The 12,330-nt window shown below is 72.6% G+C and carries 6 protein-coding genes; all 6 read right to left on the bottom strand.

Annotated features, from left to right (window positions below):
• Window positions 1-7: 7 nt before the first annotated feature.
• Genes ALI22I_RS20930 through ALI22I_RS20955 form a run of 6 tightly spaced genes read right to left on the bottom strand, consistent with a single transcriptional unit; the run spans window position 8 to window position 12,244 of the window.
• Entirely contained in the window at window positions 8-316 is a 309-nt protein-coding gene (locus tag ALI22I_RS20930) for an AzlD domain-containing protein (RefSeq protein WP_077007230.1), read from the bottom strand.
• A complete protein-coding gene (locus ALI22I_RS20935) occupies window positions 313-996 on the bottom strand; it encodes an AzlC family ABC transporter permease (RefSeq protein WP_077007231.1) in 684 nt (227 codons plus the stop codon). The genes ALI22I_RS20930 and ALI22I_RS20935 overlap by 4 nt, the downstream gene beginning before the upstream one ends.
• Window positions 993-1,727, bottom strand: coding sequence for a thioesterase II family protein (locus ALI22I_RS20940; protein ID WP_077007232.1), 735 nt, complete (start codon window positions 1,725-1,727; stop codon window positions 993-995). Before ALI22I_RS20940 ends, ALI22I_RS20935 begins: the two co-directional genes overlap by 4 nt.
• Window positions 1,720-6,819, bottom strand: coding sequence for a non-ribosomal peptide synthetase (locus ALI22I_RS20945; protein WP_077007233.1), 5,100 nt, complete (start codon window positions 6,817-6,819; stop codon window positions 1,720-1,722). Before ALI22I_RS20945 ends, ALI22I_RS20940 begins: the two co-directional genes overlap by 8 nt.
• The gene (locus tag ALI22I_RS20950; RefSeq protein WP_083751894.1) at window positions 6,816-7,835 is read right to left on the bottom strand and encodes a TauD/TfdA family dioxygenase; all 1,020 of its coding nucleotides are present in this window, start codon (window positions 7,833-7,835) and stop codon (window positions 6,816-6,818) included. Before ALI22I_RS20950 ends, ALI22I_RS20945 begins: the two co-directional genes overlap by 4 nt.
• Window positions 7,832-12,244 carry a non-ribosomal peptide synthetase gene (locus ALI22I_RS20955; protein WP_083751895.1) on the bottom strand — a complete coding sequence of 1,471 codons (4,413 nt, stop codon included), beginning with the start codon at window positions 12,242-12,244 and terminating at the stop codon, window positions 7,832-7,834. The genes ALI22I_RS20950 and ALI22I_RS20955 overlap by 4 nt, the downstream gene beginning before the upstream one ends.
• Window positions 12,245-12,330: the final 86 nt, after the last annotated feature.

The raw sequence follows: 12,330 nt of genomic DNA on the forward strand, positions 1-12,330 counted from the left end.
ACCCTGATCACGTGAACACCAGTGTGCTCAACGCACCGTAGGCCAGGGTGCCCGCGATGATCCGCACCCCCAGCGAGGCCTTGAGCAGGCTCAGCACCACGACCAGGGCACCCGCCACGAGCGCGGACGGGTCGGGCAGCAGACCGGGTCCCGGTGCCAGGCCGTACAGCGCCAGCACGACGAACACCCCGGCCGGCACGTGGCGCACCCACCCCGCCTCGGCCAGCCGGCGGAAGCCGGGCAGCGAACCGGCGATCCGCATCAGGTAGGTGCCCGCGGTGACGACCACGACCGCCAGCCACACCAGGGCCGTCATCCGGTGCCCCTCTCGCGCGACAGCAGCGCGTAGGCCGTGATGAGCAGCGCGATGGCGACCGGTGCGGCGAGCACGCCCGCCATCCGCGACAGCGTCGTGACCAGCACACCCACTCCGATCAGCACCGGCAGCCTGGACGGCGGGTAGGTGCGCAGGTTGTCCACGGCCAGCGCGATGAACAGGGCGGGCAGCGCGAACACGACCCACTGGGTGGGCAGCACCCGCCCGACCAACGCGCCGAGGAGGGTGCCGACCAGGAACGAGAGCAGGCACGACAGGTGCACGCCGTGGTAGAAGCCGACGGTGCGGTCGGGTTGCCGGTGGTCGAGGGCGAACACCTCGTCGGTCAGGCCCGCGGCCAGCAACAGCCGGTGCCCCAACGAGAACCGGTTGAAGATCCGGGCCGCCGCCAGGCTGATCGGGAAGTGCCGCAGGTTGATCAGCAGCATCAGCGTGATGACCACGATCACCGACTGGTGCCCGAGCCCGTCGACGGCCACGCCCTGCGCGGCCGCCGCGTAGACGCCCACCGACATGGCCATCGACGAGGCGAGGTCCCAGCCCGCGTGCGCGGCGAGCGCGCCGAAGCTGATGCCCACCGGCAGGTAGCCGAGCGCGGCGCTGAACGAGCCGAGCAGCCCTTCGGTGAACTCCCGGCGCGACGTCGCCGATGTGCTCATGCCGGCTCCCGCTCACACGCCGCCAGCACCGCGTCCACCACGTGCCCGGGTCGGGACAGCAGGTCGTGGCCGCCCGGCACGAAGGTCGAGGTGAACGCGCCCGTGGTCAGCTCGCCCCACGCGCGCAGCGCCTCGGGCGTGACGAACGAGTCGTCCTCGCCGGCGACCGCGTCGATCGGCACCCCCACCGGGCCGTTGTCGCGGAAGCGGTAGGTGCGCGCCAGCTCGTAGTCGGCCCGGATCGCCGGTACCGCCACCTCGACCAGTTCCGGGTGCCGCGCGACCTCCGCGGGCATGGTGCCTCGCGCGACCAGCTCGGTCACGACCTCGTGGTCGGTCATGGCCGGCAGGTCGGGCAGGCGCTCCGCGTGGTGGGGCGCGGGCGACGACGACACCACGAGCCGCCGCGGTGCGGGGCTGACGCGCCGGGCCAGCTCGAACGCCACCTTCGCGCCGAGGCTGTGCCCGAACAGCACGTACGGCCGGTCCAAGTGCCCCTCCAGACCGGCCCGCAGCGCCGCGACGAGCAGGCTCATCCGTCGGATCGACGGCTCGTGCACGCGTTCCCGGCGACCGGGGTAGCGGACCGCGCACACCTCCACGTGCTCGGGGAACAACGGTCCCCAGGCGTCGAACGCGCCCGCGTTGCCACCCGCGAAGGGCAGGCAGACGACCCGGAGGCCGGCGCCCGGACGTGGTGACCGGGCGACCAGCCAGGGAGAGTCAGCCATGGGCGCCGCACCGCTCGACGAGGGTGCTGAACCGGCCGTCCTCGACGACCTCGTCCAGCCGGAGCGCCACGCCGTGCCGCCGGCGCAGGACCGCGACGAGCCGCAGCGCCAGCAGTGAATCCCCGCCCGCGGCGAAGAAGTCCGCCGAGTCGTCGCGCGGCGGTGCGCCCAGGACGTCGCGCCAGGCGTCGACCAGGCGATCGACGGCGGTGTCGACGGCCGGTGGGGGCGTCGGGCCGATCGGTGGCCGCACCTCGGTGGGCGAGGTGACGAGCTCGTCGAGCAGCCGCAGGTAGCGCTGCTCCAGGCCCGCGATCCGCTCGTGCGACAACGTCCGGCCGTCGTACTGGAAGGTCAGCCCGAGGGCATCGTCGGCCGGGTCGACCTCGAAGTCCACCGCCAGGCTGAACGACACGTCCACCGCGCCCTCCGGGCCCTCGTTGATCTCCACGCCGAGCGCCTCCTCGGCCTCCAACCGGTGGAACCGGGTGAAGTTGAAGAACACGTCGAACAGCGGGCCCGTGCCCAGGGCGCGTTGGATCTCCGCCAGCGGCAGCAGGTGGTGGCCCATGAGGTCGCGCTCGTCGGCCCACAACCGGTCGGCGAGCTCGTCCAACGAGGTGCCGCCGGTGTCGGCGACCACGGGCAGGGTGTTGAGGAACAGGCCCAGCGTGCGGTCGGCGCCCGGCTCGCCCGGTCGGGTGCCGACCACGAGTCCGGTGACCACCCGGTCCTGCCCCAGCTCCTCGGCCTGTGCGCGCAGGTGCACCGCGAGCAGGAAGCTCTTCAACGGCACCGACCGCTGTGCCGCGAAAGCCAGCATCCGCGCGCCCAGCTCCCGAGGAACGCTCGTCCGGCGGAACTCGCTGATCCGGGCCTGGCCCTCGCGCGCGACCAGGGGCGTCGGGGTGACGCCGGTGAGCCGGTCCAGCCAGAACCGGCGGGTGGTGGTCGAGGCGAGGGCCTGTCGTTCCAGTTCGACGAACCGCCGGTAGGGCATGGCGGGCCCGGCCTCGACGTCGTGGCCCAGGTAGCGGCTCACCAGTTCGCCGACCAGCAGCCGGAAGCTCCAGCCGTCGAGCAGCGCGTGGTGGTGCCGCAGCAGGACCACGAACGACGCCGGGCCCGTCTCGACCACCCGCAACGCCAGCAGCGGCGCCTGGTCCAGGGCGAACGGGCGGGTGAGGAAGTCGTCGTCGGACTCGAACGGGATCTCGACGTCCTCGTGCACCAGCTGCATCGGCACGCTGAAGGTGCCCAGGTCGAACGAGGTGCGCAGCACCGGGTGCGCCCGCACGACCTCGCGCAGCACGGTCCGCAGCCGCCCGGTGTCCAGTGGCGCGTTGATCGGGTGGGTGGTGTTGGTGTGGTAGCTGTCGGGCACGAGTGTGCTGTGGTAGGCCATGCCCAGTTGCAGGGTCGACATCGGGTAGGCGTCCTCGACGCCGGCGGGCACCAGGCGGCGGTCGGCCTCGGAGAGCGCGGTGAACGCGTCGACGGATTCCGCGGGCTCCTCGGTCGCGGCGAACCCCACCTGTCCGCTGCGGACCATCTCCCGCACGGTCTGGTGGGCGAAGACGTCCCGCAGGGCGAAGGACAGGCCGCGCTTGGCGGCGGCGACCTGCACCCGGATCGCGCGGATGGAGTCACCACCGAACTCGAAGAAGCTGTCCTCTACACCCACCTCGGTCCGGCCGAGCACCTCCCGGAACGCGTCGAGCAGTGCCCGTTCGACCGGTCCTTCGGGCTCGACGGACGTCGTGCCGCTACGGGGCCCGTCGTCCGGCAGCGCCGACCGGTCCAGCTTCCCGTTGGGCGTCAGCGGGAACTCGTCCAGCACGGTGATCGAGGCGGGGACGAGGTGGTCGGGCAGGCGCTGGGCCAGCCACTCCCGCAGCCGAGCCGGGTCGGGGTCGTCCAGCGCCGACGTGCCCGCCGACGCCACGACCGGTCGCGGGTCGTCGGCGTAGTCCGGCCGGAACGCGTGCAGCGAGTACCGGTCGGTGCCCGAGAGCAGGTCGTCCTGCTCGACGAAGACCTGGAAGCCCTGGTTCTCCAGCAGGTCCACGATCTCGTCCAACCGGCCCTCGGTCGCCGTGCCGGTGGCATCGTGGACCTCCATCGCGACCTGACGCACCAGCGGCCAGTGCTCGGCGTCGACCCCGCGCAGCACGTCCAGTTCGGCCCGCTGCACGTCGATCTTGAGCAGGTCGATCCGGGGCACGCCGGTCTCCGCGACCACGTCCGACAGCCGGCGCAGCCGCACCGGCACCGCCTGCTCCCGGAAGCGGTCCGCCAGCAGTTCGTCGGCCCGGTCGAGCAGCGCGTCCTCGCGCGCGTTGGTCAGGTAGCGCTTGACCACCTCGACCTCGGCGGCGGGCTCGGCGTACTCGGCCTGCCCGGACATCATCGAGTAGCCGGGGTAGTAGGTGAACACCGAGTCGCGCTCACCGTCGGACAGGCCGTGGTCGAACAGCTCGACCCCGATCCGGGCCGTGTTGCGGCTGAGCTTGTCGAACACCGACGGCAGCGGCTCGAAGGCGAAGATCCGGGCGCTGGGGCACAGCGCGTTCACGAACAGCGAGAACATGCCGATGTTCGCGCCCACGTCGAACACGACCGCGTCCTCGCGCAGCGTGATCCCGTGGCGCAGGTAGGTGCGCTGGACGAAGATCTCGTCGTGCAGGTAGCGGGTCTCGTGCGGGTTGACGCCCTCCACCGAGCCCAGGTCGAACGTGCCGCCGACGGGGACGACGTACCCCACGAGCCTGGTGTCGCCGTCCGCGTCCGTCCGGGGCACCACCGCGGCGTCGCGGACCGCCGGGTGCGCGCCGAGCACCCGCTCGACCTGGCCCGGTTCCACCCGGTGCCCGCGGACCTTGACCTGGTCGTCCGCGCGCCCCAGGTAGCGCAGCGTGCCGTCCGGGGCGAAGCGGACGATGTCGCCGGTGCGGTACAGCCGGGTCCGCACACCGCCGATCTCCGCCTCCACGAAGCGTTCCGCGGTGGCCTCCGGATCGCCGAGGTAGCCGCGCGCGACCTGCGGGCCGGACACGCACAGCTCCCCCGCCACCCCGAACGGCCGCGGCCGCAGCCGGTCGTCCAGCACCCACACCCCCGTGCCGGGCAGCGGACGGCCGATGGAGGGCTCCGCGTCGGAGCGGACCTCCGCCGAGGTGACGTCCACGGTGGTCTCGGTGGGCCCGTAGAGGTTGACCGCCCTGGTACCGGGCAGGCCCGCGACACGGCTCCACAACGCGTCGCCGATCGCCTCACCGCCCACCAGCAGCAGTCGGGGCAGCCGGACGTGCTCGTCGGCGAGCAGGGCGGCCAGGTGCGAGGGCGTGCAGTCGAACACGTCCACGCGCTGCGCGGCCAGGAACGCGGGCAACCCGCGCGCGTCGAGCCTGACCTCCTCCGGGACCACCACCAGGCTGTGTCCGGAGGCGAGCTGCACGAGCTGCTTGATCGAGGCGTCGAAGGTGAGCGGGGCGTTGACCGAGACGCGCAAGCCGGGGCCCTCGCCGTGGTAGACCCGCTGGGCCAGCGCGTGCACCAGGTGCGCCGCGGAGCGCTGCTCCACCACGACGGGGCGGGGTTTCCCGGTCGAGCCGGAGGTGAAGATCGCGTACGCGGCCTGCTCCGGCCGCACCGGCGGTGGCGTGAAGGCGCCCTCGGCCGGTTCCGGCAGCTCGTCGAGCAGCAGCTTCGCCGACGCGGCCTCGACCAGTTCGCCCCGTCGTTCCTCGGGGTCGATCGGCAGGTAGGTGGCCCCGGCCCGCAGCACGCCGACGAACGCGGCGACCGTGCGCCACGACCGGCGGGCGGGGATCAGGACCCGGTCCTCCGCGCCGATGCCGAGCCCGACGAGGTGAGCGGCCACCGCGTCCGCGGCGCGATCCAGTTCCCCGAACGTGATGCTGCCGTCCGGCGCGACGACCGCCACCGCGTCACCGGACGCGGTCTTGATGCCCTGGTCGAGCAGCGCGGTGAGCGTGCCCGTCGGCGCGGCCGCCTCGCGGTCGCCGCTCCACCGGGACAGCTCCGCCAGTTCCAGCGGACCGCTCAGGCGCAGCTCGGCCTCGTCGTCCAACGCCCGCGGCAGGCTGGTCAGCACCGCCTGGAGGCTGTCGAGCAGCGGGGCCGAGTTGACGGTCAGCCGCACCAGGTCCCCGATCACCTCGCAGTGCAGGTGCGGCGTGCCGTCGGGGTGCGTGCCGTCGACGGAGAGCCGCGCCACGCCGCCGAGGCGGGGCAGGCGCACCGAGGTGAACGACGCCGCCGAGGCGAACCCCTGTGCGGTTGGGCAGGCGGCGTCCAGTTCCCGGGTCACCGCCTCGTGCACCGACCGGAAGAACTCCGGCAGCGGACCGGCCGCGGGCAGCCTGAGGTGCGTCCTGGAGGCCAGCGGCCCGACGACCTCGGCGGTGCCCTCGGCCGCACGTCCCGGCCAGGTGAAGTCGAGGTCGAGGTGCTCAACCGCCGGTTCGGCGTACCGGGCCAGCACCAGCGCCCACGCGCCCAGCACCAGCGACTCCGGTGTGGAGCCGAGCCGGGCGGCGAGCGGTGCCAGGTCGGTGGACTCGGCCTGGGCGCTGTCGGTGAGCGGAACCTCCAGCCGGGTCGCGGTGGTCCGGTCGGCCGCCGGCACCGGGCGCGGCGCCGGTGCTTCCTCCAGCTGCCACTCGGAGACGTCGAGGAACTGCAGGCGCTCGTCGTCCGCGGGCAGCGCGCCGCCCCGGTACGACGTGACCAGTTCCCCGGCCAGCAGGGCGAGGCTGGCGTGGTCGCCCGCCAGCGTGGACAGGGTCACGGTGATCTCGGGCCCGGACACGGTCACGCCCATCGGCCACGTGTCCGGGCCGGGCACCCCCGGTTCCCCGGTCTCCTGCAGGGGAACGCGCAGGCCCGGGTGTTCCACGAGCCGCAACCGCAGCGCCTCGTGCCGGGTGACCAGCGCGGCCAGCGCGGTGTCGAGCCGTCCGGGGTCGACGTCGTGGTCCAGGGTGATCCGCAGGGTCGACGCGGCCGGGCCGCGTTCCCACTCCTGCTGCTGGACGGGAGAGAGGCGGAACGCGTCGACCTCGGTCACGACGCCTCCCCGTGCACGTGCAGGTCGGACATGGCCACGAGGATGCTGCGGTCACCGGCGAAGGGCTCACGTGCGTGCGTGGCGAGGAAGTTGTCCACCACCAGCACGTCGCCGCGCTCCCAGCCGAACGACACCGACGCCTCCTGGTAGAGGTTCCTGATCAACTCGACGACCTCGTCCTCGATGGGGGTCCCGTCGCCGTAGTAGGCGTTGCGGGGCAGGCCTTCCACGCCGTACTCGGCGATGAGCGCCCGGGACACCTCGGCGGGCATGTTGGACACGTGGAACAGGTGGGCGTGGTTGAACCACACCACCTCCCCGGTCCGCGGGTGCACGGCGGTGGCCTGGCGCACGGCGGTGGTGCGCAGGTCGTCCTCGCCGACCCAGGTGAACTCGGTGCCCGAGGCCTTGCAGTACGCCTCGACCTCCGCGCGGTCGGAGGTCTGGAACACCTCCTGCCACGGCAGGTCCAGGTGCGGCCCGTAGTTGCGGACATAGCGCACCCCGTCGCGGGCGAACCGCTCCCGGACCTCGGCGGGAATCTTCGGGAACACCGCCCGCTCGCTCGCGACCGGTGTCGCGCCGCCCTCGCCGGACGGGATCTCGCAGTAGAAGTACAGCCTGCTGGGCCAGTTGTGCGAGTACGACATCTCGTGGTGGAAGGGGATCCACTGCTCGGCGTTGAACTCGGTGGAGGTGAACACCCCCTCCGCCACCTCCGTGCGCGGGGCGGCGCGTTCGAGGTAGCCGAGCAGGTCACCGGAGAACGCGCGGGCGGCCCGGCTGAAGTCGGCGGCGTCGTCCACCGCGAAGCCGTGCAGGCGCAGCGCGCCGTAGCGGTCCAGGTCGTCGTGCAGTTGCCCGCGGTTGCCGTTCACCCAGGCCGTGAGGTCCATGCCCGGCGCGGTGGCGTCGATCTGGAGCAGGAACGGCTCGTCGTGCACGGGGTGCCGCTTCACCAGTTCGGTGGTGCGGGACGGGCCGCCGGTGCGGCGGCGGGGTCCGGGGCCGGTCATCGGTCGAGCACCGCCTTCTTGATCGGGTCCGACATGGCGGCCAGGATGCGCCGCGGACCTTCGAACGCCTCGCGTGCGTGCGCGGCCAGCATGTTCTCCACCAGCAGCACGTCACCCCGCTCCCAGTCGAACGACGTCGTCTCGGCCTGGTAGGCGGCGCGCAGCTCGGCGAGGACGTCCTCCTCGATGGGGCTGCCGTCGCCGTAGTAGGTGTTGTAAGGCAGGTGCTCGTCGGGCAGCGCCGCGCGCAGGCCCTCGGCCACCTCCCCCGGCAGCGAGCTGACGTGGAAGAACAACGCGTGGTTGAACCAGGTCCGCTCACCGGTCACCGGGTGGCGGTGCACGGCGTCACGGCGCTGCCGGGTCCGCAGGTGCTCGTCGTCGATCCACTCGAACTCGATGTCGTTGTCGAGGCAGTGCCGCTCCACGCCCTCGCGGTGCTCGGTCTGGAACGCCTCCTGCCAGGGCAGGCTGATACCCGGCAGGTAGTTGCGCACGTAGCTCACGCCCAGCTGCTCGAACTTGTCCACTGTGGACGGTGTGAGGGCGGCGAGCACCCGGCGGCTGTCCGCCAGCGGTGTGCGGCCGCCCGAGGTCGGCGGCGTCTGGCAGAAGAACACGATCCGGACGGGCCAGTTCAGCGTGTACGACTGCTCGTTGTGCAGGACGATCGGCTGGTCGGGCGGGTGCTCGGTCGAGGTGTAGACACCGGAGGACACCCGGCTGCGCGGCGACGAGCGCTCGCCGTAGTCCAGCACGTCGTCTGACAGGGCGCTCATGACGGCCCGGAAATCGGCGGGCTCGCGCACCTCGAAGCCGCGGAACAGCACGGCGGCCCCGTGGTGCGCCAGTTCGTCGATGCGGTCGCGGTTGTCCTTGACCCACGCGGCGAGGTCCGCGCCGGGCGCGTTCGCCATGACCAGCGCGGGCAGGGTGGTGTCCCGCCAGTCCTGCCGCACGGACACCAGCGATCGACTCGCGGACCTGCGGCGGATGACCGGTGCGGTCGGCTTGTCCTCAGGCATCAGCTCTCCGTGGATATCGGATGTCGGTCGGTCCGGTTGTGTGACCACGCGCCGGAGCAGCGCCGCGTAGCGCCGGTGGAGGCTCGTGGCCGTGTGGTGGTGGAACAGGTCGGTGCGGTAGGTCCACAACGCGGTGAGGCCGTGGGGGCGCTCCTCCAGCCACAGCGTCAGGTCGAGCCGGGCGTGGCCGGACTCGACCTCCGCGCCGTCGAGCGCGACCACGTCCCCCCGGTACTCGGCCCGCCCCGCGTTCTGCACCCCGAAGGCGACCTGGACCAGCGGGTTGTGCGCCAGCGTCCGCGGCACGCGCAGCCGCTCGACCACCCGCTCGAACGGCACGTCCTGGTGGGCCAGGGCGAACAGCGCCTCCTCCCGCACCGCCGCCAGCAGCTCGCGGAACGACGTGCCCGGGGTGACGGTCAGGCGCAGCGGCACCGTGTTGACGAAGCAGCCGATCACGTCCTCCGAGTCGGTGCTGGTGCGCCCGGAGAAGGCCGAACCGATGACCAGGTCCTCCTGCCCCGACCACGAGGCCACCAACGCGGCGAACGCGGCGAGCCCCACCATGTAGGTGCTCACCCGGTGCTGCCGTGCGAAGGCCGCGACCTGTCGACCCAGGTCGTCGTCGAGCGTCTCCAACAGGTGACCGCCCGCGGTGCCCGCCTCGGCGGGGCGGGGCAGGTCGGTCGGCAACCGCAGCAGGCGGGGCGCGTCGGCGACCCGTCCGGCGAGCTCGTCCAGGGCGGCCCGCCCGTCCGGGGAGTCCAGCCACCTCCGCTGCCGCGACGCGATCTCCACCGACGAGGGCAGCGGGCGGGCGGTGGGCCGCCGTCCGGCCAGCCGCGCCTCGTAGCACCGGCCGAGCTCGCGGACGAACACGCCGAACGACCAGGCGTCGAAGGCGATGTGCTCGACCTCCGCCACCAGCACGTCACCGTCGAGGGAGAACCTGGCCGGCGGAGGAAGGGTCAGGTCGATCGGGCCGGCGCCCGCCGGTCGCAACGAGATCGGCACGCGGTGGTGGACCCGCTGCACCGGCTCGTCGTCCTCGAAGTGGTAGCTGGTGCGCAACGCGTCGTGCCGCGCGACCACGTCGCCCAGCGCCTCGACCAGGAGCGGCACGTCGAGCGGCCCGTCGATCCCGATCCGGAACACGCCGAGGTAGGAGGCGTCGTCGGGGCGCAGCCGGCGCAGGAACCACAGCCGCTGCTGCGCGGAGGTCAACGGGTGCGGTCCCGCCTCGGGAGCCGGTGCGACCCGCGCGCCGGCGGTGGGAGCACCGCGCACCGCGGCGGCCAGTTCCGCCACGCTCGGCAGGTCGAACACCGCGGTCAGCGGCAGGGTGACGCCCAGCTCGGCGCGCAGCCGCGTGACGATCCGGGTGGCCTGCAGCGAGTCGCCGTTGAGGGTGAAGAAGTCGGAGCCGGGGTCGCCCAGCACCTCGCGCCAGACCCTGGTCACCGCGGCGTCCACGGAATCCCCGCCCGCGTCGGCGTCCTCACCCGCGTGCCACGGTGGCGGGGGCAGCGCGGCCCGGTCGACCTTGCCACTCGGTGTCGTGGGCAGCCGGTCGACCCGGACCAGCACCGAGGGCACGAGGTGTGCGGGGAGCCGTTCGCGCAGCCGGTCCAGCACGCCGTCGACGGTGTCGCCCAGGACGTAGCCGACCAGCCGCGGGTGCCCGGACGGGTCGTGCACGACGGAAGCGGCCGCGTTGCGCACCCCGTCGCACGCCACGAGCGCGGCGGTGACCTCGCCCAGTTCGATCCGGTAGCCGCGGACCTTCACCTGGTCGTCCAGCCGACCCAGGAACTCCAACTGGCCGTCGGGCCGCAGCCGCACCCGGTCGCCCGTGCGGTACACGCGCCCGCCGGGGACGGACGGATCGGGCAGGAACCGGGCCTCGGTCTCCTCGGGACGGCCCAGGTAGCCGCGCGCCAGCCCGGCCCCGGCCAGGTACAGCTCGCCGACCTCGCCCTCGGGGACCGGGCGCCGGGACTCGTCGAGCACGTACGCGGTCGTGTGCGGCAGCGGGCGGCCGATCGGCGGCGGACCGGAGTGGTCCGCGGGCACCTCGGCCCACGTCGAGTAGGTGGTGTCCTCCGACGGGCCGTACAGGTTGAGCAGCCTGCGCGTCGAGGGCAGCTGCCACACCCGCTTCGCCAGCGCCTCGGTCAGCGGCTCGCCGGCGAGGCAGACGGTCTCGACCCCGTCGGGCACCTCGCCGGCGGCGATCAGCTCCTCCATCGCCGACGGCACCGTGTTCACCAGCCGCACACCGCGTGTGGCGCCCAGCTCCAGCACGTTGCGGACGAGGATGAACCGGCCGCCCCACGCCAGCGGACCGAAGATCTCGAAGACCGACAGGTCGAAGCACACGGAAGTCGCCGCGAGGACGCCGTCCAACTCGCGCGCGGTGAAGGCTTCCCGCACCCAGTGCAGCAGGGCGACCGCCGACCTGTGCTCGATGGCCGTGCCCTTCGGGCGGCCGGTGGACCCGGAGGTGTAGATCAGGTAGGCGAGGTCACCCGGTTCCCCGCCCACCTCCGGGGGCGCGTCGGAGAGCCCGGCCAGGTCGCCCGGCGTGGGGCAGACCACCTCCGCCCCGGTCTCCGGCACCCGTCCACGCAGGTGCTCGGCGGTCACGATCAGCCGCGCCGAGGAGTCGTCGGCCATGTAGGCGACGCGTTCGGCGGGGTAGTCCGGGTCGAGCGGGACGTAGCAGCCACCCGCCTTGAGCACGGCCAGCAGCGTGACCACCAGATCGGGTCCGCGGTCGAGGAAGACACCCACCCGGTCCTCGCGACGCAGACCGCGCGCCAGCAGGAAACGCGCCAACCGGTTGGCCCGCGCCTCCAGTTCCCGGTACGTCACCGCGGTCGTTCCGCTGTGAAAAGCCTCCGCATCCGGAGATATCCCGACCTGTCGCTCGATCAGCGCGTGGATGAGCCCCGTCGGCAGGTTTTCCTGGCGCAAAAAATCCCCCTGAAACCGCTGCGTCCCTTGAAACCGCTGCGCGGACGAACGCGCACACGACCCTATGTGCGCCCATCCCGACACGGGTGTCGGCGCCACATCACCAGCCGATTTCCCGTGATAATTTCCTGCTTGCGGCAATCGCCATGCTGCCAGACGGACCGGCGGGCTTCCACCCGCCACCGGGAGACCACCCGTCCAGACCAATTCCGCCGTGGCCGTCACGCTGCGCTGTTCACACAGGTCAAGCGAGTGGCTTGACGGAACAGCCGACGGGTGACTTGCTGCATGCCAGATGAGGGCGAATATGCCGATCGACCACTCCCGCGCTCGAAGTGAGACGGCGCGGTGGACTAACACCAGGTGCCCGCTGATCCCGATTCCGGGTTCTGAATGTGCGGGAGTCATCACCCGTGTGATAACCGCGTGAAATGCGTTCGAATTCTTCCGACGCCGCGCGACCCGTCGAGGGCTCCCTGGACGCGTCCGTGGGC

The organism is Saccharothrix sp. ALI-22-I (assembly GCF_001984175.1).
Taxonomy (GTDB): domain Bacteria; phylum Actinomycetota; class Actinomycetes; order Mycobacteriales; family Pseudonocardiaceae; genus Actinosynnema.

Coding starts and splice junctions, on each gene's coding strand:
- ALI22I_RS20950 (WP_083751894.1), bottom strand. CDS start 7,835: ATGACCGGCCCCGGACCCCGCCGCCGCACCGGCGGCCCGTCCCGCACC.
- ALI22I_RS20955 (WP_083751895.1), bottom strand. CDS start 12,244: ATGACTCCCGCACATTCAGAACCCGGAATCGGGATCAGCGGGCACCTG.
- ALI22I_RS20940 (WP_077007232.1), bottom strand. CDS start 1,727: ATGGCTGACTCTCCCTGGCTGGTCGCCCGGTCACCACGTCCGGGCGCC.
- ALI22I_RS20935 (WP_077007231.1), bottom strand. CDS start 996: ATGAGCACATCGGCGACGTCGCGCCGGGAGTTCACCGAAGGGCTGCTC.
- ALI22I_RS20930 (WP_077007230.1), bottom strand. CDS start 316: ATGACGGCCCTGGTGTGGCTGGCGGTCGTGGTCGTCACCGCGGGCACC.